Annotated in this window: 20 protein-coding genes and 1 tRNA gene; 8 read left to right on the plus strand and 13 right to left on the minus strand. The window is 73.0% G+C overall.

Annotation, left to right across the window (positions count from 1 at the left end; genetic code table 11):
* The first annotated feature begins 38 nt into the window (after positions 1–38).
* Complete coding sequence (locus GLX25_RS13720; protein ID WP_129234554.1) at positions 39–404, plus strand: RNA polymerase-binding protein RbpA; 366 nt, start codon at positions 39–41, stop codon at positions 402–404.
* Here the strand turns inward: GLX25_RS13720 and lnt are convergent.
* The 9 genes from lnt to GLX25_RS13765 form a co-directional block, all read right to left on the minus strand.
* The gene (lnt, locus tag GLX25_RS13725) at positions 401–2,080 is read right to left on the minus strand and encodes an apolipoprotein N-acyltransferase (protein ID WP_271192434.1); all 1,680 of its coding nucleotides are present in this window, start codon (positions 2,078–2,080) and stop codon (positions 401–403) included. The two genes, GLX25_RS13720 and lnt, sit on opposite strands and share 4 nt — an antisense overlap.
* The gene (locus tag GLX25_RS13730; RefSeq protein ID WP_155843033.1) at positions 2,077–4,506 is read right to left on the minus strand and encodes a DEAD/DEAH box helicase; all 2,430 of its coding nucleotides are present in this window, start codon (positions 4,504–4,506) and stop codon (positions 2,077–2,079) included. Before GLX25_RS13730 ends, lnt begins: the two co-directional genes overlap by 4 nt.
* Positions 4,507–4,518: 12 nt before the next feature.
* The gene (tatC, locus tag GLX25_RS13735) at positions 4,519–5,283 is read right to left on the minus strand and encodes a twin-arginine translocase subunit TatC (RefSeq protein WP_155843819.1); all 765 of its coding nucleotides are present in this window, start codon (positions 5,281–5,283) and stop codon (positions 4,519–4,521) included.
* Between the two features lie 50 nt (positions 5,284–5,333).
* Positions 5,334–5,615 carry a Sec-independent protein translocase subunit TatA gene (gene tatA / locus GLX25_RS13740; protein WP_155050002.1) on the minus strand — a complete coding sequence of 94 codons (282 nt, stop codon included), beginning with the start codon at positions 5,613–5,615 and terminating at the stop codon, positions 5,334–5,336.
* Between the two features lie 63 nt (positions 5,616–5,678).
* Positions 5,679–6,698, minus strand: coding sequence for a helix-turn-helix transcriptional regulator (locus GLX25_RS13745; RefSeq protein WP_155843034.1), 1,020 nt, complete (start codon positions 6,696–6,698; stop codon positions 5,679–5,681).
* Positions 6,695–7,714 carry a helix-turn-helix transcriptional regulator gene (locus tag GLX25_RS13750; RefSeq protein ID WP_271192433.1) on the minus strand — a complete coding sequence of 340 codons (1,020 nt, stop codon included), beginning with the start codon at positions 7,712–7,714 and terminating at the stop codon, positions 6,695–6,697. Before GLX25_RS13750 ends, GLX25_RS13745 begins: the two co-directional genes overlap by 4 nt.
* Before the next feature lie 49 nt (positions 7,715–7,763).
* Positions 7,764–8,708: an FKBP-type peptidyl-prolyl cis-trans isomerase gene (locus GLX25_RS18930; protein WP_155843036.1), complete on the minus strand. Its 945-nt coding sequence runs from the start codon at positions 8,706–8,708 to the stop codon at positions 7,764–7,766.
* A 40-nt stretch (positions 8,709–8,748) separates the two neighbouring features.
* Positions 8,749–9,765, minus strand: coding sequence for a tRNA (adenine-N1)-methyltransferase (locus GLX25_RS13760; protein ID WP_271192432.1), 1,017 nt, complete (start codon positions 9,763–9,765; stop codon positions 8,749–8,751).
* Positions 9,762–10,436: an HAD family hydrolase gene (locus GLX25_RS13765; protein ID WP_271192431.1), complete on the minus strand. Its 675-nt coding sequence runs from the start codon at positions 10,434–10,436 to the stop codon at positions 9,762–9,764. Before GLX25_RS13765 ends, GLX25_RS13760 begins: the two co-directional genes overlap by 4 nt.
* Positions 10,437–10,513: 77 nt before the next feature.
* Here GLX25_RS13765 and GLX25_RS13770 point away from each other — a divergent pair, with 77 nt between their 5' ends.
* A complete protein-coding gene (locus tag GLX25_RS13770) occupies positions 10,514–11,422 on the plus strand; it encodes a PAC2 family protein (protein ID WP_271192430.1) in 909 nt (302 codons plus the stop codon).
* A 43-nt stretch (positions 11,423–11,465) separates the two neighbouring features.
* Here the strand turns inward: GLX25_RS13770 and GLX25_RS13775 are convergent, their stop codons facing one another.
* Together GLX25_RS13775 and GLX25_RS13780 are read right to left on the minus strand one after the other, a co-directional pair.
* Positions 11,466–12,287: an undecaprenyl-diphosphate phosphatase gene (locus GLX25_RS13775; RefSeq protein ID WP_155843038.1), complete on the minus strand. Its 822-nt coding sequence runs from the start codon at positions 12,285–12,287 to the stop codon at positions 11,466–11,468.
* A gap of 70 nt (positions 12,288–12,357) precedes the next feature.
* Entirely contained in the window at positions 12,358–13,710 is a 1,353-nt protein-coding gene (locus GLX25_RS13780; protein WP_155843039.1) for a M20/M25/M40 family metallo-hydrolase, read from the minus strand.
* 182 nt (positions 13,711–13,892) lie between these two features.
* Here GLX25_RS13780 and GLX25_RS13785 point away from each other — a divergent pair.
* From GLX25_RS13785 to GLX25_RS13810, 6 genes are all read left to right on the plus strand, one after another.
* Positions 13,893–13,977: transfer RNA gene (locus GLX25_RS13785), tRNA-Leu, on the plus strand.
* Between the two features lie 173 nt (positions 13,978–14,150).
* On the plus strand, positions 14,151–14,909 hold the full coding sequence (locus GLX25_RS13790; protein ID WP_155843040.1) for a hypothetical protein: 759 nt from the start codon (positions 14,151–14,153) through the stop codon (positions 14,907–14,909).
* The gene (locus GLX25_RS13795) at positions 14,906–16,498 is read left to right on the plus strand and encodes a Y-family DNA polymerase (RefSeq protein WP_166548818.1); all 1,593 of its coding nucleotides are present in this window, start codon (positions 14,906–14,908) and stop codon (positions 16,496–16,498) included. Before GLX25_RS13790 ends, GLX25_RS13795 begins: the two co-directional genes overlap by 4 nt.
* A complete protein-coding gene (locus tag GLX25_RS13800; RefSeq protein WP_155843041.1) occupies positions 16,498–19,992 on the plus strand; it encodes an error-prone DNA polymerase in 3,495 nt (1,164 codons plus the stop codon). The genes GLX25_RS13795 and GLX25_RS13800 overlap by 1 nt, the downstream gene beginning before the upstream one ends.
* A 100-nt stretch (positions 19,993–20,092) precedes the next feature.
* A complete protein-coding gene (locus GLX25_RS13805) occupies positions 20,093–21,253 on the plus strand; it encodes an MFS transporter (protein WP_155843042.1) in 1,161 nt (386 codons plus the stop codon).
* 59 nt (positions 21,254–21,312) lie between these two features.
* Entirely contained in the window at positions 21,313–22,185 is an 873-nt protein-coding gene (locus GLX25_RS13810; protein WP_166548819.1) for a DUF3097 domain-containing protein, read from the plus strand.
* A gap of 60 nt (positions 22,186–22,245) precedes the next feature.
* On the opposite strand, the gene GLX25_RS13815 is transcribed toward GLX25_RS13810, so the two are convergent.
* Both GLX25_RS13815 and GLX25_RS13820 read right to left on the minus strand, forming a co-directional pair.
* A complete protein-coding gene (locus GLX25_RS13815) occupies positions 22,246–23,364 on the minus strand; it encodes a VIT1/CCC1 transporter family protein (protein WP_155843043.1) in 1,119 nt (372 codons plus the stop codon).
* Between the two features lie 194 nt (positions 23,365–23,558).
* On the minus strand, positions 23,559–24,035 hold the full coding sequence (locus GLX25_RS13820) for an Lrp/AsnC family transcriptional regulator (RefSeq protein WP_129233612.1): 477 nt from the start codon (positions 24,033–24,035) through the stop codon (positions 23,559–23,561).
* Between the last annotated feature and the right edge of the window lie 51 nt (positions 24,036–24,086).

Consider the following 24,086-nt stretch of genomic DNA (forward strand, 5'->3'; position numbering starts at 1 on the left):
ATCGTCTATACCTGATTGACGATCGAGAGGAGTACGCCATGGCGGACCGGAGCCTTCGAGGCATGCGTATCGGCGCCCAGAGCCTGCAGAGCGAGGACGGCGTGATCTTCGCCGACCGCGCGGACTACACCTACCGCTGCGAGACGTGCGGTCGCGACACCGTGATGACCTTCTCGACCGAGGCCGAGCTTCCGGAGGAGTGGGAGTGCCGCCACTGCGGCAACTCCGCCGTGCTCCTCGTCGACTCGAAGCCCGTCGAGATCGATCGCTCGGGTGAGAAGGTCGCCCGTACCCACTGGGACATGCTGCTCGAGCGCCGCACGCGCGCCGAGCTCGAGGAGATCCTCGAGGAGCGACTGCAGTACCTGCGGGCCCGTCGCGGCCAGCAGAAGATCGGCGCCTAGACCTCCAGCGCAGCCTCCCGCCCGGCCCCGGACCTCGTCCGGCGCCGGGCGTTCCGCTGTGCCGCGATCCCCGACCAGGCGAGGCCCGCGATCGAGCCGAGCGCGATCAGGAGCGGCACGACGCCCCCGAGGACGACCGACGGCGTGAGCCCGGTGCGCAGTTCGACGTCGGTGACCATCGCGCCGGACTCGTAGGCCGGCAGCGCATCGATGGTCTGCCCGGAGGGGTCGATCACCTGGCTCGTGCCGACCGTCGAGATGTTCACCACCGAGCGACCGGTCTCGATCGCCCGCAGGCGCGCGATCGCGAGTTGCTGCTGGTTCTCGTCGGTGCCGCGGAAGTCGGCGTTGTTCGTCTGGAGCATGTAGAGCTCCGCGCCGTCGCGCGCACCCTCCCAGATCAGCTCGTCGTAGATCACGTCGAAGCAGATGGCGAGCCCCGTGATCGTGTCGCCGAGGTCGAACACCGGCGGCTCGGTTCCCGGCGAGTACCCTCGCTGGACGAGGCCGGTGAGCTCCGGCACGAGCGCGTCGTAGAACCACCGGTCGGGGATGTACTCGCCGAACGGCACCGGGTTGCGCTTGGCGAAGCGGTCGACGGCGCCCTCACGGGCCTCCCACAGCAGCGAGGTGTTGTAGAAGCGCTCGTCACCCTCCGCGCCGTCGACGGTGACCGTGTTCAGGATGACGGGCGCGTCGAGTTCCTCGGACAGCTCGTCGAAGACGCGCGCGACCGACGGACTGCGCGTCGGGTCGATGTCGGACCCGCCCTCGGGCCAGAGCAGCACGTCGACCTCCTCGTCGAGCACCGGTTCGGTCGCCTCGAGCTGGGAACGGAGCACGTCGCCCTGCTCGCGCCGGTCGAAGTACCCCGCCGGCCCGTTCCCCTGCACGCTGGCGACGCGGAGGTCGCCGGACGGCCTCGTCGGGAACGCGGGCATCGCGACGGCCACGACGAGCAGTGCGGCGACGGGGATCGCGCTGCGGAGGTCGCGCCATCCGCGCACCCTGAGCCACTCGATGAGCCCGGCCGTCAGCGCGACCATCACGAACCCGAGGCCGGACGACCCGATCCACGACACGACCGGTGCGAACGGACTCTCCGACTGGCTGAGCGCGGCGCGCCCCCACGGGAACCCGCCGTACGGGAACGTGCCGGTCACGGTCTCCCGCAGGACCCAGAGGCCGGCCACCAGCGCCGGGAGCGCGATGAGTCGCAGCCAGCGGGAGCGGCCCGCCTGCGGGACCCATCGGTACGCCAGCGTGATGAGGACGGCGCCGCCGGCGACGAAGAGCGCCTCGAGGATGGACAACGCCAGCCACGGGATCGGACCGAGGTAGAGCGAGGTCCACGAGACGTGGGAGAGGTAGAACGCGAGGCCGAAGGCGAGCCCGACGTGGAACGCCGAGAGCAGCGAACGGCCGATGAGCGGGACGAGCGCCATGGCGATGCCGGCGAACGCGAGCGGCCAGACGCCGGCGCCCGGGAAGCCGAGGTCGTAGACGAATCCGCCCAGCGCGGACACGATGAGGGCGGCCCACAGCGGCAGGACCGGGCGCGGTCCACGACCGTCCGGGGACGGGGCGCCCGGCTCGCTCGTCCGACCCGACGCGTCCGCCTTCGCGTCGCCGGCCGATCGGTCCTGCGCCGCGGTGGCCGCGGACTCCGCGCTCACGCGGCCGCCCCGTACGCGACGACCCCGCGCCGGACGGCGTCGATCGCCGCACGCGCCGCGGCGCCGAGTTCGGCATCGGCCACGATCGAGACCTGGTCGAGCAGGTCGACGACCTGCTTCGACAACCGCACGAAGTCGCCGGCGGCGAGCTCGGTGTCGGCCAGCACCTGGGCGAGCCCGGCGCCGCGGGCCCACGCGTGCATCGCCGTCGCGAGCGCGGGCGAGGGCTGCTCGCTGCCGGGCAGCCGGTGGTCGCGCTCGACGTCGTCGAGTTCGCTCCAGGCGTTGAGCGTGCGCTCGAACGCCTCGCGGAACCCGCCCTTCGGAAGCCGGTACTGCACGCCGCGGTCGTCGCGACGCGGTTCGTACACGAGCGCGGCCGCCATCGCGGCGACGGACGGCACGTCGAGGCCGTCCCACAGCCCGCGCCGGAGCGCCTCCGCGACGAGCAGGTCGCGTTCGCCGTAGATGCGCTTGAGCGTGCGACCCGCCGCCGTTGAGGCGAGGCCCCCCGTGCCGTCGCGCTCCAGGTAGCCGAGTTCCTCGAGCACCTCGGCGACGCGGTCGAACCGCTTCGCGACCTGCCCGGTGCGGGATCGGATCTGCCGGGAGAGGTCGTCGTGTTCGCGCTTCAGGCGCCACCACCGCTCGGCCCACCGCGCGTGCTGCTCGCGCTCCGCGCATCCGTGGCACGCGTGTGCGCGCAGGCGCTTGCGTTCGGCGCCGAGCTCGCGTTGCAGCCGCTCGCGCTGCGCGTGCGTGGGGTTGCCCTTCGAGGACTGCCGCTCGAGGTCGCCGATGCGTCGCCGGATGGCAGCGTACTCGCCGAAGTCGCCGAGGTGGCAGCGCATGGCTTCCTCGTACCCGGCCATCGACTCCTCCTGCTTGCGGAGCGTTCGGGCGAGGTCGACCACTGCGCGGTCCGCCTGGAACTGCGCGAACGAGAGCTCGAGGATCTGCCGGGTGCGCTCACGGCCGAACTGGTCGACGAGGTTGACGGCCATATTGTAGGTCGGCGTGAAGCTCGAGTTCAGCGGATAGCTCCGTCGTGAGGCGAGCGAGGCCACCGCCTCGGGGTCGAGGCCGTCGACCCACTGGATCACCGAGTGCCCCTCGATGTCGATCCCCCGGCGTCCCGCACGTCCGGTGAGCTGGGTGTACTCCCCCGGCGTGATCGGGACGCGCGCCTCGCCGTTGAACTTCTCGAGCTTCTCCAGCACGACCGAGCGCGCGGGCATGTTCACGCCGAGGGCGAGCGTCTCGGTCGCGAACACGACCTTCAGGAGCTTGCGCTGGAAGAGGTCCTCGACGATCTCCTTGAACGTCGGGAGCATGCCCGCGTGGTGCGCGGCGACGCCGCGCTGCAATCCTTCGATCCACTCCCAGTAGCCGAGCACCGCGAGGTCGTCGTCGCGCAGCATACGCGCGCGCTCCTCGACGATCGCGCGGATCTCCGCTCGCTCCTCGGCGTCGGTGAGGCGGATGCCGCTGCGCAGCACCTGTCGCACCGCCTGGTCACACCCGGCGCGCGAGAAGATGAAGAAGATGGCCGGCAGCAGGTGCTTGCCGCTCAGGAGCTCCACGACCGCCGAGCGCTCCGCTCGCCCTCCCCCGGGCGCCGGCTTGTGGTAGCGGCCGCGGTCGCTGCCGCGACGACCGCGCTGCGAGCGGCCGCCGATCGACCGGCCGCCGGCGCGGGCGAGCCGCTGCAGCTCCGAGTTCACGCGATGCGTCGCCGCCTGGCCCGACGAGTCGAACAGGTCGATGAGCTTCGACCCCACGAGCACGTGCTGCTCGAGCGGCACGGGCCGCTGCTCCGAGACGATGACGTCGGTGTCGCCGCGCACCGCCTGCAGCCAGTCCCCGAACTCCTCGGCGTTCGACACGGTCGCGCTCAGCGAGACGAGTCGGACGTGCTCCGGGAGGTGGATGATGACCTCCTCCCAGACCGCGCCCCGGAACCGGTCGGCGAGGTAGTGGACCTCGTCCATGACCACGAACGAGAGCCGCTCCAGGAGCGGCGAGTCGGCGTAGAGCATGTTGCGGAGGACCTCGGTGGTCATCACCACGATCCGGGCGCCGGCGTTGATGTTCGTGTCGCCGGTCAGCAGGCCCACGTTCTTCGAGCCCCAGGCCTCCACGAACTCCTGGTACTTCTGGTTCGACAGCGCCTTGATGGGCGTCGTGTAGAAGACCTTCTCGTCGGCACCGTGCATCGCGAGGTGCACCGCGAACTCGGCGACGGCGGTCTTGCCGGCGCCGGTCGGCGCTGCGACGAGCACGCTCCGCCCCTCGTCGAGCGAGGCGCAGGCCGCCCGCTGGAACGGGTCGAGGTCGAACGAGAGGTTCGCTGCGAACTCCTGCAGCCGGGGTTGCCGGCGCTGCTGCCGGGACAGTGCGTAGCGTTCCGCCGGCGAGAGGCTCATCACCCCTCCAGCCTAGACAGCGTCGCCGAACTCCAACTGATTGCGCTTGGCGACGCGACGGTCGTGCAGGTACGCGATCCCGTAGGCGGCGAAGTACAGCCCGATCATGGGGATGGCGAGCATGAACATCGAGACCACGTCGGCCGACGGGGTGGCGAACGCGGTGAACAGCACGATCACGAGGACCGCGATCCGCCACGACTTGATGATCCCCGCCGCACTCAGGATGCCCGCGAAGTTCAGCAGGACGATGAAGACGGGCACGACGAACGCGATGCCGATGGCGACGACGAGCTTCAGGACGAAGTCGATGTACTCCTTCGCGGTCAGCAGCGTCTCCGCGCCCTCGGGCACGAACCCGGTCATCAGCTTCACGATGTTGGGGAGCACGAACCAGCCGGCGGCGCAGCCCGCGAAGAAGAGCGGGATCGCGGTCGCGAAGAACGCGAACGTGTACTTGCGCTCGCGCGTGTTCAGGCCGGGCACCAGGAACGCGAAGATCTGGTAGAGCCAGACCGGCGCCGAGATGACGATGCCGAGCGTGAACGCGATCTGCAGGCGCAGGTCGAACGCGCTGGAGATCGTCGGGAAGATGATGCCCGTGGACGCGGCGTCAGCGCCCTGCTGCGCCTCGACGACGAGGTTGACCGGCTCCTGGATCGCCTGCCACACGAACGCGTCGGTCAGCCACCAGCCGACGGCCATGCCGACGACGATGGCGATCGCGGACCGGAAGAGGCGCTTGCGCAACTCGACGAGGTGCGCGCCGAGCGACATCCGCTTCTCGCGGTTCTTCTCCCCGCGATCCTTCACCGCGGTCATGCGGCTCAGGCGCTCGGGCCGGAGTCCGCGCGCTTCGGCTGCTCGACCTGGGCGGGCGTCGTCGACGCGGGCGCCGACGTGGTCGACGAGGCGGGTGCCTCGGTGCTCGCCGCTGCGCCGTCCTTGGCGTCGGCGTCGTCTCCGTCGGAGCGGACCTCGCTCTTGAGGATCTTCATCGACTGGCCCAGGCTCCGCGCGAGTGCGGGAAGCTTCGGCGCACCGAACAGCAGCAGGATCACCAGGAGGATGATCAGCGCGTGCCAACCGGTGAAGGCGTTTCCAAACATAGGTGTTCGTCCATTCTGGCGGGATGGTGCGGCCAGTCTACCTGCTCGCGTGAGGGGTCGCCCTCACACCTCCGCTTCGATCGGATCACGATCGGACAGGTCGTCCGGGTACGCCGCGAGGCCCGCCTCCGCCCACGCGGCGACGACCTCGCGCGCCTCCTTCGGGGCGACCACGGTCACGAGTCCGGGCAGGCCGGTGACGAGGCGCTTGAGGCCGTGCACGTGCGCGAGGCGCAGGGTCACCCGCAGCCGCCCGCCGACCTCGGTCGACGTGGAGTCGGCCAGGTAGTCGGCGAGCAGGGGCAGGCTCTCCGGCGCGACGTCGACCACGATCTCGAGGTCGTCGGGCGAGGCCTGGAAGAGCGTCTCCGGGATCACCCGGCCGGTGTGGTCGGCGATCGGCTCGTCCGTGATGCTCAGCCCGCTCATCCGGTCGATGCGGAAGTTGCGCACGTCCTCGCGGTGCTGGTCGTACGCCTGCAGGTACCAGTCGGCCCCGAGGGAGGCGATCCGCAGGGGGTCGACGCGACGTCGCCGGTGCTCTCCGCGCGCATTGAGGTAGTCGAACTCGAGCCGGCGACCGGATGCCACCGCCCGGCGCACCTCGGCGAGGGTCTCGTCGACGGCCTCCTCGGCCACCGCGATTCGGCTCGGCTCGCCCGAGGCGCCGGCGCGGAGCTTCTCGGTGAGTGCGGCGAGCGATGCGCTGTCGGCGTTCTCGGGCGCTGCGGAGAGGTACCGGAGGCCCGCGATGAGCGCGGCCGCCTCGCGGGCGGAGAGCTTCGGGGCGTCGTCGATCGCGACGTGGTGGACGATGACGATGACGTCGTCGTCCTCGAAGGCGTCCCAGTCGATGTCGAACAGGTCGTTCGGCTGGTACGTGCCGGTCGCGCCGGGCAGCCCGGAGGTCGCGATGAGCATCACCGCGTCGCGGATCTCCTGCTCGCCCACGCCGAAGTGGGCGGCCGCATCGGCGACGTCGACGACCCGCTGCTCGAGCAGGTAGGGCACGAGCGAGAGCAGGAAGACGAGCTTGTCGGGCGCGCGGAGTCCTGCCGGCCGCCGCGGCGGGCGAGCGCTCATGCCGCGCCTCCCGTGCGGTGCGCCGCGGCCACCGTCGCGAGCCGCGCCCGCACGGCGTCGCGCAGCGATGCGGGTGCGAGCACGCGAACCTCGGGTCCGTACGAGGCGAGCTCGTCGGCGAAGACGACCTCGTCGGTGTAGTGCAGGCGGATGACGCCGGCGTCGTCGTCGGCCTGCACGGCGCGCTTGCCCAGCCGCACCTCCGCGTCGGACCCGGCGCTCACGACGAGATCGGCCGTGTTCGCGAGCCGGAGCGCCTGGAGGTCGGCGAGCACGCGGTCCTGCACGTCCGAGGGCGGTGCGTCGAACGGGGCACCGGCCAGCGCCTTCACGTCGCCCACGATTCGGGAGAGGAGGAACGTTCGCGGTCCCGCCGCGTCGACGTCGCGCCCGTGCAGGTGCCAGCGGCCCTCGTGGAGGACCACCGCGTACGGCTCGACCGTGCGCAGGCGCGGCGCCTGCTCGCCCGGCTTGAGGTAGTGGAACCGGACCCGCTGCCGCTTGTCGAGCGCCTGGCGGAGCGGTTCGAACGCGGCATCCCGCACCCGGAGCCGCGGCGCGTAGCCGATCACCGGCTCGCGCGGCTCGATGCCGAGCGACCGGAGCTTCGTGAGCGCGCGCTGCGAGTCGGACGAGAGCGAGGCCTCGCGCCACACCTCGGCCGCGAGGCCGAGGAGCGCGAGCTCGTCGGGCGTGAACCGCACGTCGACGGGAAGGTCGTACTCGCCCTTCGGGATGCGGTACCGGAGCGCCTGGTTGTCGCCCGGCCGGTCCGGGGATTCGACCGTCTCGAGCGGGATGCCGAGGTCGCGGATGTCGTCCTTGTCGCGCTCGAACTGCCGCTCGAGGTTGGCGTTGCCGCCGCGCGGGTCGTACCGCTCGGCGTAGCCGCGGACGGTCGAGAGGATGTCGGACTTCAGCAGTCCGGCCTCGGTCGCGAGCAGTGCGAGGACGAGGCTGAACAGCCGGTCCTCGACCGGGATCCGAGACTCCCCCGCGGGCTTGGATGACGCCACGTCAGCGATCATACTGAAGCGCCCGGGGCGGCATGGCGGCCGCCCCGCCTCACACGACGCCGAGGATGTCGATCACGAAGAAGAGCGTCGATCCGGCCGGGATGCCGGCCTGCTCGGCATCGCCGTAGCCGTCCTCCGGAGCGATCACGACGCCGACCTGCGAGCCGACCTGCTGGCCGATGAGGGCCTCGGCGAAGCCCGGGATCACCTGCGAGCCGGAGCCCTCGCTCACGATGAACGATGCGGGCGCGCCGCTCTCCCAGCTCGAGTCGAACACGGTGTTGTCGTCCCAGAGCACGCCCGTGTAGTGCACGACGACCCGGTCGCCGTCCTCGACCGTCTCGCCGGAGCCCTGCTTCAGGACCTCGACCTCGGTCGTCTCGAACGGCTCGCGGTCGGGCACCGTGATGCCGGGGCGCCCGTCGGGCGCGGTGACGACGGCCGGGAAGCCGTCGCGCGTGATGCGCGGGGAGCCGTTCGCCTTCGGGAGGAACGCCTCCTGCACGTCGAAGACCACGACGAGGCTGTCGTCGGCGCCGATGCCGAGCCCGGCGTTGCCCGCATCGCCGAAGCCGTCCTCCGGCGGGATGACGACCACGACGCGCGAACCCTCACGCGCACAGCTCAGCCCGGTGCGGAGACCGGTCAGGGTGTTCGCCCCGAGCACGACCGGGAGCGGGTCCTGGTCGCCGAAGCCCTGCGGCTCCTGGATCTCCTCGCCCGTCGTCCCGTTGTAGACGGCGAGCCCCACGAGCGCCTGCTGGCCGTCGACGAGGTAGTCGCCCTCGCCCTCGACGAGCTCGGTGCACTGCGTGGCGTCGGGCACGAGCGGAGTCGGGAAGTCGACGCGCGGCGTCTCGCCGAAGTCGCCGCGGACCTCGACGAGGTCGGACGAGGCGCCGGGCTCCGCCTGCGGCTCGGGCGCCGAGGCGCAGCCCGTCAGGGCGAGGGCGACGGCGGTCGCGGTGGCGGTGAGTGCGAGCGGGAGGCGCACGGATCCTCGTTTCGTCTCGGGTGGAACGGGCGCAGACAGCCTAGTCGGCGTCGGCGGGGTCGGTGGTGGGCTCGGCGCCGCCGTCGCCGCGCGAACTCCGAGCAGCGGCATCCGCTGCCCTGGCGCGCTTGCGGAGGACCTTGTCGCTGACGTTGCGTTCGCCGAGCGCGCCGGGCGTCCACGCCTCGACGTCCTCGTCGCTGAACTCGGTCTTCGACGGGCGGCGCTTGAGTTCGGGGAGGATCGTGTCGGGCGCGAGCCGGCGGGCCGTGAGCAGGAAGCCCGTGTGCGCGATCATGCGGTGGTCGGGCCGGACCGCGAGGCCCTGCACGTGCCATCCGCGCACCATCGTCTCGTTCGCCACGGGCTCGGTGTACCAGCCGGTCGCGCGGATCGCCTCCGCGACGCGGGAGAGCTGCGTCACGGTCGCGACGTAGCAGAGCAGCACGCCGCCGGGCTTCAGCGCCGTCGAGACGACGTCGATGCACTCCCACGGGGCGAGCATGTCGAGCACGACGCGGTCGACGGATGCCGGCTCGGCCTGCTCCGGGAGCGCATCGGCGAGGTCGCCGAGCGTGATCGACCAGTTCGCCGGGTCGTCGCCGTGGAAGGTCGCGACGTTGCCGCGGGCGACGTCGGCGAACTCCTCGCGCCGCTCGAACGACATGAGGCGGCCGGCCGGGCCGATCGCGCGGAGCAGCCAGAGCGAGAGCGCGCCCGAGCCCACGCCCGCCTCGACGACGGTCGCGCCGGGGAAGACGTCGGCCTGCGCGAGGATCTGCACCGCGTCCTTCGGGTACACGATCGCCGCGCCGCGCGGCATCGACATCACGAAGTCGCCGAGCAGCGGGCGGAGCGCCAGGTACTCGACGCCGACCGCGTTCGCGACGACCGAGCCGTCGGGCAGGCCGATGATCTCGTCGTGCCCGATCGCTCCCTTGTGGGAGTGGAAGACCTTGCCCGGTTCGAGCGTGATGGTGTGCATCCGCCCCTTCGGGCCCGTGAGCTGGACGCGGTCGCCGACGCGGAACGGCCCGCTCGCCTCGCCGCGGCTCACGCGCTCGCCCACTTGGTCGTCGCGACCTCGACGAGGTCGTCGAGCGTGCGGCCGTCGAGGCTCTCCCAGACGACGTCGGACGGCGCCTCGTCGAGCGAGAGCATATGCGGGACGCCGATCACCACGGCGCCGGCCGCGGTCGCCGACGCGAGACCGGTCGGCGAGTCCTCGATCGCGACGCAGTCGGCGATGTCGACGCCGAGGCGGCCGGCGGCGGCGAGGTAGGGCTCGGGGTGCGGCTTCGGGGCGGCGACCTCGTCGCCGGTGACGAGCTCGTCGAACGCGGCGAACGGGATGGCGCCGACGACGTCCTCGGCCATCGACCGGATCGACATCGTCACGAGCGCGGTGGGCACGCCCGCGTCGCGGAGCTGCTTCAGGAGCGCCTGCGCCCCGGGCTGCCACGGCACGCCGTGCTGGGCGAGCTGCTCGCGCACGCGCTCGGTGAGCCGCTCGACGATCGCGTCGGCGGGGAGCTCGACGCCGGCGCGGCGGAACACCTCCGCGGCGTCCCAGAGACCCATGCCGACCATCTGCAGCGCATCGTCGTGGGTCCAGGTCCGGCCGAACTCTTCGACGAGCTCGATCTCGGCCCGCATCCAGTACGGCTCGGTATCGACGAGGGTGCCGTCCATGTCCCAGAGGACGGCGGCGGGAAGGCGCTTGGTCACAACGGGCGATTCTATCGGCACGGCCTATTGTTGAGATGGGTCCGGAGGTTCCGGGCCCGGGAAGCGGGGCGGACCGAGTGCATCAGCCGACCGGGTTCGAGGGCGGACGACTCCTCGTCGTGGCATTCGAGGGATGGAACGACGCCGGTGAGGCGGCCACCGGAGCCGCCCGGCTCCTGGCGGAACGGCTGGGGCTCGTCGAGATCGCCGCCGTGGATCCCGAGCTCTACTTCGACTACCAGTTCACGCGGCCGACGATCGAGTCCGCGCCCGACGGCACGCGACGCCTCAGCTGGCCCGGCGCCGCGATCCTCGGCCCGAGCGGCGAACCGCGTCCCGACGACGACGAGGTCGTCACCGGCCCCGGCGCCGACCGGCTGCACGTGCTCCTCGGCGCGGAACCCGCGCGCACCTGGAAGGGCTTCGCCGCCGAGCTCATCGACGCGGCGCTCACCGCCGACATCGAGGGCATCGTGCTCCTCGGCGCGATGCTCGCCGACGCCCCCCACACCCGGCCCCTCTCCGTCTTCGCGTCGAGCGAGAACCCCGAGGTCCGTGCCGCGCTCGGCGTCGACCGCTCGTCCTACGAAGGGCCGGTCGGCATCCTCAGCGTCATCGCCGACCAGGCCGAGCGGGTCGGCATCCCCACGGTGTCGCTCTGGGCGTCGGTGCCGCACTACGTGCACAACGCGCCCTCGCCGAAGGCCGTGCTCGCGCTGCTCGGCAAGGTCGAGGAGCTCACCGGCCTCAGCATCCCCCGCGGCTCGCTCGAGGACGAGGCGAAGGCCTGGGAGTCGAGCGTCGACGCGCTCGCCGCCGACGACGAGGAGATGGCCGGGTACATCACCCAGCTGGAGCAGGCCCGCGACGCGGTCGACGCGCCCGAGGCATCCGGCGAGGCCATCGCCCAGGAGTTCGAGCGCTACCTGCGCCGGCGCGGGGACCAGCCCGGCGGGGGCCCCTGGCGTCCGCGCGACGGCGGCTGACGAGGCATCCGCCCGACCGATCGCGGGCTCGACCGCCCGCCGATCAGAACGGCTCGAGGACGCCCGCGCCGAGCAGCACGAACACGGTCGTGCCGAGCGCGATGCGGTAGATCACGAACGGCAGGAAGCTGTGCCGTGAGATCCACCTCATGAAGAAGGCGATCACGAGGATCGCGACCACGAAGGCCACGACGGTCGCCGCGGCGGTCTCGAGCGGACCGTAGACCGCCGGCTCGCCCCAGCTCTTGAAGAGCTGGTAGAAGCCCGAGCCGAACACCGCCGGGATCGCGAGGAGGAACGCGTACCGCGCGGCGGCGGCGCGCTCGTAGCCGAGCAGCAGTCCCATGGTGATCGTGCCGCCCGAGCGCGAGACGCCCGGGATGAGCGCGAGCGACTGCGCGAGCCCGAAGTAGACGCCGTGAGGGTAGGTCAGGTCCTCGAGCTTGCGGCGCTTCGCGCCCGCCCAGTCGGCGAGGCCGAGCACGATGCCGAACACGATGAGCATCGTCGCGACGACGTAGAGCGAGCGGAAGACCGTCTCGATCTGGTCCTGGAAGAGCAGCCCGAGCACGACGATCGGGATCGAGCCGAGGATGATGAGCCACCCCATGCGCGCGTCGGGGTCGTTCCGCGGCACGCGGCCGAACAGGGCGCCGAACCACTGGCGGATGATCCGCACGATGTCGCGCCAGAAGAAGACGACGACCGCGGCCTCGGTGCCGAGCTGCGTGATCGCGGTGAACGCCGCACCCGGGTCCGCCGCGTTGGGCAGGAACTCCCCGAGGATGCGCAGGTGCGCGCTCGAGGAGATCGGCAGGAACTCGGTGAGTCCCTGCACCAGGCCGAGGATCAGGGCTTCGAACAAGTGGGCATCGCCTTCCGCCCCTCGACGCGAAGGGCACGGGACCGTCGTGGTCGGGAACGAATGGGCGCGATCAGTACGCCAGGAGCAGGTCCCTCAGGACCCGCCTACCGAAGACTAGTGCGTCGAGCGGCACGCGCTCGTCCACGCCGTGGAACATCGCAGGGAAGTCGAGGCCGTCGGGCAGCCGGAGCGGCGCGAAGCCGTACCCGTCGATGCCGAGGCGCGACAGCGACTTGTTGTCGGTGCCGCCGCTCAGCAGGTACGGGAACACCGTCGCCTCGGGATCGTGCTCGTGCAGGGCGGTCGTGACGGCGTCCACGAGCGGCCCGCGGGTCGGCGCCTCGAGGCCGACGTCCTGGTGCACGATCTGGATCTCGATGTCGGGGCCGATCAGCTCGGCGACCTCGGCGAGGACCGCGTCCTCCTCCCCCGGCAGCGTGCGGATGTCGACGAGCGCCTCCGCACGGTCGGGGATGACGTTGTGCTTGTAGCCCGCCTGCAGCAGCGTCGGGTTCGACGTCGTGCGGAGGGTCGCGGTGATGAACCCCGACGCCGATCCGGTCGCGAGGGCCAGCTCGTCGGGCGAGACCTGCTCCGGGTCGACGCCGAGGGCGCCGGCGATCGCCGCGAGCAGTTCGCGCGTCGTCCCCGTCAGCCGGATCGGCCACTCGCGCCGGCCGATCCGCGCGATCGCCTCGGCGAGCTTCGTGACGGCGTTGTCGCGGACGAGCCGAGAGCCGTGCGCGGCCGTGCCGTGCGCGACGAGCCGCACCCAGATCAGCGACTTCTCCCCCGTCTGGAGCAGGTAGGCGCGCTGCCCGCCGACGGTGATCGAGTACCCGCCGACCTCGCTGATCGCCTCGGTCGCGCCGGCGAAGAGCTCGGGGTGCTGGTCGACGAGCCAGCTCGCGCCGTAGAGACCGCCGGCCTCCTCGTCGGCGAAGAAGCCGAGGACCAGCTCGCGCTCCGGAAGGCGCCCGTCGGCGAGGATGTCGCCGACGGCCGTGAGGATCATGGCGTCCATGTCCTTCATGTCCACCGCGCCGCGGCCCCACAGCATGCCGTCGCGGATCTCGCCGGCGAACGGGTCGACGCTCCAGTTCCGGGGATCGGCCGGCACGACGTCGAGGTGGCCGTGGAGCACCAGCGCGGGCTTGTCGGGGTTCGCACCCGGGACGCGGGCGACGACGTTCGCACGGCGCGGGGCCGACTCGTGCATCACCGGGTCGAGTCCCATCGCGCGCAGGCGCGCCTCGACGTACTCGGCGGCCTCGCGCTCGCCGTTCGAGCGGCCCTCGCCGTGGTTCGTCGTGTCGAACCGGATGAGATCGCGCGCGATGATCGCGGTCTCGTCGAGTTCGGGCGCGGGCTCGCGCCCGGGCGCGGGCACGGGCTCGGGGGTCGTCGGGAGCGTCTCGGCCATGCGGTCCACGCTATCGCGAGGGTTCGACGGGTGAGCCGCGACGGATGCCGCGGGACGGCTTCCCGGGCGTGACCGGCGCCGCCGCTCGCCGACCGGTCCAGGCGGCCTCCGTGTGGTCAGCGGGCCCCGGAAACCGTGCTAGTGTCTTCTACGGCCGCTGAGCGATCGGAGGCCGAGGCAACGCGCGGGTGGCGGAATTGGCAGACGCGCTAGCTTGAGGTGCTAGTGCCCGGATAGGGCGTGGGGGTTCAAGTCCCCCCTCGCGCACGCGTTGTCGAGAAGGCCGGATCTTCGGATCCGGCCTTCTCGCGTTTAACGCACGGCCCTGCGGGATGGGTCGGGATCGGCGGGGGCTGACGCGACCCCCGCTCGGGGGTGTGGACGCGTGGCATCCGCGACTTGCCTCATTCGAACATGTGTTCGAACATTGAGGGGTGACGATGACCGCTCCCCGAGCCGCGACCGACGGCGCGATCGCCCCCGATCCGGCGCCGGCCGCGCGGCTCGAGCGGGTCGAGGAGCTGCAGGCGCGCATCCGCGGCATGCAGGCCGCGAGGCTCGACACGCGAGCCGTGCCCACGCACCCGGCGCTCGCGAGCGTGCTGCCGGGCGGAGCGCTCCGCGAGGGTGCGATCGTGCAGGTCGAGGGCTCGATCACACTGCTCATGGCCGCGCTCGCCGGGCCGTCGCGGAGCGGTCGCTGGGTCGCGGTCGCGGGCATCCCCGAGTTCGGCGTCGAAGCGGCGGCGCGATTCGGCGTCGACCTGGAGCGCCTCGTGCTCGTACCCGATCCCGGTCGGCAGTGGCTGACGGTCGCCGCGGCTCTCGCCGACGTGATCCCCGTGGTCGCGGTCCGGCCTGCGGGACGGCTCGCGCCGGCCGAGGCGTCGCGGTTCGCGGCCCGGCTGCGGCAGCGCGGCGCGCTGCTGCTCGTCGACGGCGACTGGCCGGGCAGCGATGCCCGGCTCGAGCTCGAGCGGAGCGACTGGACCGGCCTCGGGCACGGGCACGGGCACCTCGCGGAGCGCGAGGTCGTCGTGCGGGTCACGGGACGCGGGGAGGTCGGCCGGGGGGCCCGGCGGCGCCTGCGGCTCCCGGCGGGCGACCTCGGGTTCGCCGCGGTCGACGAGACGGGCGCGGCCGCGGCATCCGCACCCGGCATCGTGCACCGGCCCGACTTCGCGGCGAGGGCCTCGTGAGCACGGGCGTGCGCACCATCGTGCTCTGGTGCCCCGACTGGCCGGTGCTCGCCGCGTGCCGCGAGCACGGCATCGATCCCGCGCTGCCGGTCGCGCTCACCGAGAAGGGGATCGTGCACTCGTGCTCGCCCGCGGCCCGGCGCGACGGCGTGACGCGCGGGCTGCGGCTGCGCGAGGCGCAGTACCGCTCGACCGCGCTCGCGGTCCTGGAGTACGACGCCGCACTCGACCACCGCGCGTTCGAGCCGGTCGTGAAAGGGGTCGAGGCGATCGTCCCGGGCGTGCAGGTGCTGCGGCCCGGCGCGCTGGCGATGCGGGCGCGCGGCCCGGTCCGGTACTACGGCGGTGAGGATGCCGCGGCGCGGGCGCTCCTCGAGGCGGCCGCGGGGCTCGGCGTCGCGGGTGCGCGCGTGGGCATCGCCGACGGGCCGTTCGCCGCCGAGCAGGCGGCTCGGGCTGCGGGCGCCGCGCGCGCGGCGGGCGCGGCGGGCGCGGCGGGCGCCACGGGAGCGCCGGGCGCGGTGTTCGCGGTCCCGCCGGGCGAGTCGGCCGGCTTCCTCGCGCCGCTGCCGGTCTCGCTGGTGACCGATGCGCGCACGACGACCCTGCTGCACCGGCTGGGCGTCCGCAGCCTCGGCGAGTTCGCGGCGCTGCCCGACGACGACGTGCGGCGGCGCTTCGGTGCGGCCGGCGCGTTCGCGCACGACCGGGCCGCCGGGCGCGAGCGGTCGCGCGTGGCGCCGCGGACTCCCCCGCCCGACTTCGAGGCCCTGCAGCACTTCGAGCCGCCGCTCGATCGCATCGACCAGCTCGCGTTCGCGTTCCGCGTGCGGGCCGAGGAGTTCATCGAGCGGATGCGCGCCGTGCGGCTCGTGTGCACGGGCATCCGCGTCGAACTCGACGACGAGCGCGGCGGCCACTCGAGCCGCAGCTGGCTGCACCCGCACTGGTTCACGCCGGCGGATGTGGTCGACCGCGTGCGGTGGCAGCTGCAGGGGTCGGACACGGCCGACGCGGGGCTCGAATCCGCGATCGTGCGCCTGCGGATCGTGCCCGAACGCGTCGACTCGACCGGGAACCACGAGGAGGGCCTCTGGGGCGGCGGCCGCGACGAACGCGTGCATCACGGGCTCACGCGCGTGCAGAGCATGCTCGGCCACGAGGGCGTGGTCACGGCGGCGATCGGCGGGGGGCGCATGCTCGCCGACCGGCAGGTGCTCGTGCCGTGGGGCGACCGGGCGCCGGAGCGCGTCGCGGCCGAGGCGCCCTGGCCGGGGAGCCTGCCCGCGCTCGCGCCCGCGAGCGTGTTCCGCGAGCGACTGCCGGTCGCGCTCGTCGACGCCGAGGCCGCATCCGTGGCGGTCGACGCGCGCGGCGCGATCTCGGCGCCGCCGGCCTCGTTCGCGGTCGGCGGCAGGCATCCGGCGGCCGTGCGCGCCTGGGCGGGCCCGTGGCCCGTGGTGGAGCGCTGGTGGGACGCCGAACGCGCCCGCCGCGTGCACCGTTTCCAGGTGGTCGACCACGACGGCTGCGCGTGGCTGCTCGTGCGCGACGGCGAGGGCTGGTGGGCCGAGGCGAGGTACGACTGATGGGCTGGAACAACCCCGAGATCCCGTGGTCCGAGCTCGAGCGGCGGCTCTCCGACCGGCAGCGGCCGGGCAGCGGACCCGGAGCGACGACCGGGCGCTCGACGGTGCTGGGCGACGGCGGCGACAGTCCCGCCTGGAGCCGGAAGCGGCATCCGTACCGACCGCCCGAGGCGGACGACCCGCCGGCCGGCTCGCAGGCCGGACCCGTCGTGCCGTACGCCGAGCTGCACGCGCACTCGACGTTCAGCTTCCTCGACGGCGCGTCGGGGCCCGAGAAGCTCGTGGAGGAGGCGCACCGGCTGGGGCTCACCGGGCTCGCGATCACCGACCACGACGGCTTCTACGGCATCGTGCGCTTCGCCGAGGCCGCCGAGGCGTACCCCGAGCTCGAGACCGTGTACGGCGCCGAGCTGTCGTTCGGGCTCACCGAGCCGCAGATGGGCGCGGCCGACCCCGAGGGCGACCACCTGCTCGTGCTCGCCGCGCGCGAGGAGGGCTACCACCGGCTGGCGTCGGCGATCACCGCGGGCCAGCTCGCGGGCGGCGAGAAGGGCCGTCCGGTCTACGACCTCGAGGACCTGGCGGCGCGCGCCGAGGGACACTGGGTCGTCTCGACGGGGTGCCGCAAGGGCGCGGTGCGCCGGGCGCTCGCGGGCGAGGGCGGGGCGGATGCCGCGTGGCGCGAGCTCGACCGGCTCGTCGCGCTGTTCGGCCGCGACCACGTGGTCGTCGAGCTCACCGACCACGGCGACCCGCTCGACCAGGTGCGCAACGACGCGCTCGCGGAGCTCGCGGCCCGCGCGCGCGTCCCCGTGCTCGCGACGAACGCCGTGCACTACGCGACGCCCGGCGAGCACCGGCTCGCCTCCGCGCTCGCCGCGGTGCGGGCGCGGCGCAGCCTCGACGAGCTCGACGGCTGGCTGCCGGCGACCGACGGGCTGCACCTGCGATCGGGCGCCGAGATGCTCGCGCGGTTCGACCGGTACCCCGGGGCCGTCGAGCACTCGGTGGTGCTCGCGCGCGACCTGTCGTTCCGGCTGCGCAGCGCTCGCCCGCGCCTGCCCCGGCAGGAGGTGCCCGACGGGCACACGCCCATGTCGTGGCTGCGCGAGCTCGCCTGGCAGGGCGCCGAGCGACGCTACCCGGGCCTGCCCGAGCACGTGCGCGAGCGCCTCGCGAAGGAGCTCGGCGTGATCGAGCAGAAGGACTTCCCCGGGTACTTCCTGATCGTGCACGACCTCGTGCAGGAGGCGCGGCGCCGCGGCATCCTCTGCCAGGGTCGGGGGTCGGCGGCGAACTCGGCGGTCTGCTACGTGCTCGACATCACCGGGGTCGACTCGATCTACTACGAGCTGCCGTTCGAGCGATTCCTGTCGTCGCTGCGCGACGAGGAGCCCGACATCGACGTCGACTTCGACTCCGACCGGCGCGAGGAGATCATCCAGTACGTCTACGGGAAGTACGGCCGCCACAACGCCGCGCAGGTCGCGAACGTGATCAGCTACCGGCCGAAGGGCGCGGTGCGCGACATGGCGAAGGCGCTCGGCTACTCGACCGGGCAGCAGGACGCCTGGTCGCGCCAGGTCGAGCGCTGGGGGTCGGTCGTCGAGACCGACGACCACGACATCCCCGACTCCGTGATCGAGCTCGCGGAGCAGCTACTGACCTTCCCTCGGCACCTCGGCATCCACTCGGGCGGCATGGTGCTCACCGACCGGCCCGTCGGCGAGGTGTGCCCCATCGAGCACGCCCGCATGGAGCACCGCACCGTGCTGCAGTGGGACAAGGACGACTGCGCCTGGATGGGCCTCGTGAAGTTCGACCTGCTCGGCCTCGGCATGCTCGCGGCGCTGCAGTACACCTTCGACCTCGTGCGCGAGCACACGGGCGAGGAGTGGGAGCTCGCGACGATCCCGAAGGAGGAGCCCGCCGTCTACGACATGCTGTGCCGGGCCGACTCGATCGGGGTGTTCCAGGTCGAGTCGCGCGCGCAGATGGGCACGCTCCCCCGGCTGCAGCCGCGCTGCTTCTACGACCTCGTCGTCGAGATCGCGCTCATCCGCCCGGGTCCGGTGCAGGGCGGAGCGGTGCACCCGTACATCCGCCGCCGCACCGGCGAGGAGCAGGTCGCCTACCTGCACCCGAAGCTCGAGCCCGTGCTGCGGCGCACGCTCGGCGTGCCGCTCTTCCAGGAGCAGCTCATGCAGATGGCGGTCGCGGTCGGCGACTGCGACGCGGCCGACGCCGACCTGCTGCGCCGTGCGATGGGCTCCAAGCGCGGCGTCGAGAAGATCGAGCGGCTGCGCGCGAAGCTCTACGCCGGCATGGAGCGCAACGGCATCGACCCCGAGACCGCCGACGCGATCTACGCCAAGATCGAGGCGTTCGCGAACTTCGGCTTCGCCGAGAGCCACGCCATCAGCTTCGGCCTGCTCGTCTACGCGAGTTCGTGGCTGAAGCTGCACTACCCGGCGGCGTTCCTCGCGGCGCTGCTGCGCGCCCAGCCCATGGGCTTCTACTCGCCGCACACGCTCACGGCCGACGCGCGCCGGCACGGGGTCGAGCTGCTCCGGCCCGACCTCGCGCGCTCGGGTGTGCACGCCGGGCTCGAGGCGCCGGCCGCCGATGCGAGGGGCGCCGATGAGACGGCGACGGATGCCGCGGCGGGGGCGCGCGGCATCCGTCGCCCCACCGGCAGGCCGGCCTGCGCCGATGGCGCCCAGCCGCCCGTCGGGCCGTTCGACCGCGAGGCACCCGACCGCTCGGCGGAGCACCGCCGCGACGGCGCGTTCGCGGTGCGCCTCGGGCTCGCCGACGTCACCTCGATCGGCGCGAAGGTCGCCGAGCGGATCATCGCCGAACGCGACGCGCACGGCCCGTACCGCGACATGGCCGACCTGTCCCGTCGCGCCGACCTCGACGCGACCCAGCTCGAGGCGCTCGCCGCGGCGGGCGCGTTCGAGTGCTTCGACCTGCAGCCGCGGCAGGCGCTCTGGCTCGCGGGCGAGGCGGCGCAGGACCGCGCCGACTACCTGCCGGGAGCGGTCGTCGTGGTGCAGCCTCCGCTGCTGCCGATGCTGAACGACGCCGAGCAGGTCGTCTACGACCTGTGGGCGACGGGCATCTCGCCCGACGACCACCCGATCCGGCACGTGCGGGAGCTCCTGGACGCACGCGGCGTGGTGCGCATCGACCTGCTGCACGGGGCGGAATCGGGCCGCCGCATCGAGGTCGGCGGGGTCGTCACGCACCGGCAGCGACCGGCGACCGCGAGCGGCATCACGTTCATGAACCTCGAAGACGAATCGGGCACGCTCAACGTGATCGCGAGCGTCGGCGTCTGGACGAGGTACCGCCGCATCGCCAGGGAAGCGCCCGCGATGGTCGTGCGCGGCATCCTCGAACGCTCGCGCGAGGGGGTCGTGAACCTCGTGGCCGACCGGTTCGAGCCGCTCACCGTGTCGACGACGAACCGCTCGCGCGACTTTCGCTGACCGTCGATCGCCACGCGCCCGCTGCGGCGGTGGCGAGCCGGCGATACGCTGGCGATGGCCCGGACACGCGACGCGGACGCCGCGCGAGGGGGTGGCCCATGTGACCGGATCGGCACGGGAACCGCTGTTCACGCGCGCGTTCATCGCGCTCTCGATCGCCGAACTGGCGTACTTCACGGCGGTCGGACTCGCGCTCTTCGCGCTGCCCCTGTACGTCACCGGGCCGGTCGGCGGCGACGAGGCGTCGGCCGGCCTCGCCGTCGGCGTGTTCGCGGTCTCGGCCCTCGTGCTCAGACCGTTCGCCGGGCGCGCATCCGACCGGTTCGGCCGTCGACCGATGCTCGTCGGCGGAGCCCTGATCGCAGCCGCCTCGCTCCTCCTGCTCACGGTGACGGACCAGCTCGTCGTGATCGTCGCACTGCGACTGCTCGCGGGCGTCGCGGAGGCCGCCTTCTTCGTGGCAGGCTTCGCCGCCCTGGCCGACCTCGCTCCCGCCTCGCGCATGGGCGAGGCGCTGTCGTACAACTCGCTCGGGCTCTACCTCGGCATCGCCTTCGGACCCCTCGTCGGGCAGGCCCTGCTCGAGGCGGCCGGCTTCCGCGCGGTCTGGCTCGGCGGCACCGCGCTCGCCGTGCTCGCCGTGGGGCTCGCGCTCCTCGTCGGCGAGACGAGGACCGCCCGGCCCGAGGTCGGCGGCCGCATCCGGATCATCCACCGCCCGGCGATCCCGGTGTCGATCGGCTTCCTGAGCTCGCTCGCGGCCGTCGGCGGCTTCATCGCGTTCGCGACGCTCTGGGCCGAACGCATCGACCTCCCCTCGCCGAGCATCGCCCTCTTCGCGTACGGCACCGTCGTGGTCGTGTGCCGCATCGCCTTCGCGCGGGTCCCCGACCGGCTTCCGTCGCTGCCCCTGGCCGCGGCGTCGCTCGTGGTCATCGGGATCGGCCTGGTCATCGCCGCCGCGTGGCAGGACTGGGTCGGGCTGCTCGTCGGCGTCGTCGTCATGGGCGTGGGCATCACCTTCACGACCCCCGCCTTCTTCGCCGCCGTCTTCGCGACCGCCTCACCGTCCGAGCGCGGTGTCGCCTCGGGCACCGCGAGCGCCGCGCTCGACCTGGGGCTCGGCATCGGACCGATCGCGCTCGGGCTCGTCGCGGCGCCGTTCGGCATCCCCTGGGCGTTCGCGCTCGCCGCCGGCATCGCCTTCGCCGGCGCGGCGTGGACCGCCGGCCTGGTGCGACGGGCCCCGGCACGCACGTGAGTCCCCGTCCGCCGCCGTGTCGGCGCGGGCCGCCGCGATCGATTCGCTAGCCTCGCCGGGTGCCCCCAGCCTCGAATGACCGATTCGGCCCCGACCGCTACGGCCAGGACGTGCTCTCCGGCGACTGGCGCGCCGCCGGCCGACGCGCGATCCCGGAGGTCCCGGCGACCCGCGACCTGGTGGTCGAGCTCGCGGCCGACGGATACTGCGGCGCCGTGGTCGCCGTCGAGAAGCAGACCGTGATCCTCGAAGACCGCCACGGGCGCACGCGGATGTTCCCGCTCGGCCACGGCTTCCTCGTCGAGGGCGAGCCCGTGCGCCTCGTCGCGCCGAGGGCGACCGCGCCGCAGGGGCGAGTCCGCACCGCGTCCGGGTCGTACGCGGTCGAGCCCGGTCGTCCGGCGAAGGTCGCCCTGCCGAGCCGCATCTTCGTCGAGGGCCGGCACGACGCCGAGCTCGTCGAGAAGATCTGGGGCGCCGACCTGCGGGTCGAGGGCGTCGTCGTCGAGTACCTCGAGGGCGTCGACGACCTTGCCGGGATCCTCGACGAGTTCGGGCCGGGACCGGGTCGGCGAGTCGGCGTGCTCGTCGACCACCTCGTCGCAGGGTCGAAGGAGCAGCGCATCGCCGACGCCGTCATGCGCGGGCGCCATCGCGGTCACGTGCTCGTGGTGGGCCATCCGTTCATCGACGTCTGGCAGGGCGTGAAGCCCGCCCGCGTCGGACGTGAGGCGTGGCCGGTGATCCCCCGCGGAACGTCGTGGAAGCACGGCGTGTGCGCGGCGTTCGGCTGGCCGCACGCCGACCAAGCCGACATCGCCCGCGCCTGGCAGCGCATCCTCGGTCAGGTGCGCGGCTACGGCGACCTGGAGCCCGCGCTCCTCGGCCGGGTCGAGGAGCTCATCGACTTCGTCACCGCTCCGGAGGGTTGACCCGCCGCCGGATGCCCGCCGCCGGATGCGGGCTACCGGCTACCGGCTACCGGCTACCGGCTACGCGATGGTCGCCCCGAACGCGAGGCCGAGTACGTACGTGACGGCCGCGGCGCCCAGGCCGATCGCGAGCTGGCGCATCGCGCGCTTCAGCGGCGGCGCCCCGGAGAGCAGGCCGACGGTCGCACCGGTCAGGAGCAGGGCGATGCCGACGAGGACGGTCGCCGTGACGATGGCGGCGAGTCCCGACATCCCGAACACCCACGGCAGGACCGGGATCAGCGCGCCCGACGCGAAGAAAAGGAAGCTCGAGATCGCCGCGCTCATGCCGGTGCCGACGGCCTCGTCGTCGTGTTCGAGCGTGCCGATCGCGTCGGTGGGCGCCGGCTGCCGTTCGGCGGCCTGCACGCGCGCGAGCACGAGCGCCGCCTGGTCGACCGCCTCGTCCTGGGCCATCCCCCGCGCGCGGTAGACGAGTGCGAGCTCGTTGGCGTCGAGGTCGAGGTCGCCGAGCGCGTCGCGCGCACCGGGGTCGGGGGCGGATGCCTCGAGCAGTTCGCGCTGCGAACGGACCGAGACGTACTCCCCCGCGCCCATCGACAGGGCGCCCGCGAGGAGTCCCGCGATGCCCGTGAAGAGCACGACCGGGGCGGGGACCCCGGTCGCGCCGATGCCGAGCACGAGGGCGAGGTTGGAGACGAGCCCGTCGTTCGCCCCGAAGACGGCGGCGCGGAACGTGCCGGCCAGGCGGCGCCGTCCCCGGGCGGCGAGGCCCCGGACGACTTCGCCGTGGATGCGCTCGTCGGCGGCCATCGCCGCGGTCGCGTGCGGGTCGGTCGAGTAGGGCGAGCGGGCCTCCGCGCGTTGCGCGAGCGCGAGCACGAAGATCGAGCCGAACCGGCGTGCGAGCGCGCCCAGCATCCGGGTGCGGACGTCCGCCCGCGGGATGCCCGACTCGTCGCCGCCGAGGAGCCGCAGCCAGTGCGCCTCGTGGCGTCCCTCGGCGGCGGCGAGGGCGAGCAGGATCTCGCGCTCCTCGCCGTCGCGTCGCGCGGCGAGCTCCCGGTAGACGGCGGCCTCGGCGCGTTCGTCGGCGAGGTAGCGTCGCCACCGGTCGCGGTCGGCTGCGGTGCCCCGCTGCTGCCCGTCGGGCTGGCGCGTCGCGTCGTCGGCGGTCATGGTGTCTGCTCCATCGGTGCGCAGGCCCCGTGCCGCGGTGCGTCGGCGGTGTCGGGCGCCTGCGTCGTCGCGAGTGTCGGCCCGGTCGGGCCGTCCGAAAGGCTAGCGGCGCGGATGCCGCAGCGTCATGCCGTGCGGCCGGATTGGCAGCATTTCGGATCGCCGAACGGTGCGGCGCACCCGGCCCGGGTCGCTCAGCCGACGAGCTTCTGCCAGCCGTCGCCCTCGGCGTGCTCGAAGATGAGGTTCGTCTCGGTGTGGGCGACGGCCGGGTGGCCGGTGAGGTGGGCGAGCACGAATTCGCGCAGTTCCTCCGCGTCGCGGGCGGCGACGTGGAGCAGGTAGTCCTCTGCGCCCGCCATGTGGAACACGCCGATGACCCCAGGCAGGTGCGGCACGGCGTTGCGGAAGGCGTCGATCTCGCTGCGGTCGTGCTTGACCAGCCGGATCGCGATGAGCGCCTGCAGCGAGACGCCGAGCGAGACGAGGTCGACGTCGACGCGGTAGCCGCGGACCGTCCCGAGGCTCTGCAGACGACGAAGCCGAAGCGACACCGTGGACTCCGCCACGCCCACCTCGGCCGCGAGCGCCGCGCCCGAGGCCCGAGCGTTCTTCGAGAGGGCGGTGAGGAGGGCCCGATCGACGCGGTCGAGTTCCGCTTTCTGCGCCATGGTCGAGATCCTTCCGATGAGCGATGCAGGTTCTGCGCCAATTCTCACCGA

Source organism: Agromyces luteolus, from assembly GCF_009729855.1.
In the GTDB taxonomy this organism is placed as follows: Bacteria; Actinomycetota; Actinomycetes; order Actinomycetales; family Microbacteriaceae; genus Agromyces; species Agromyces luteolus.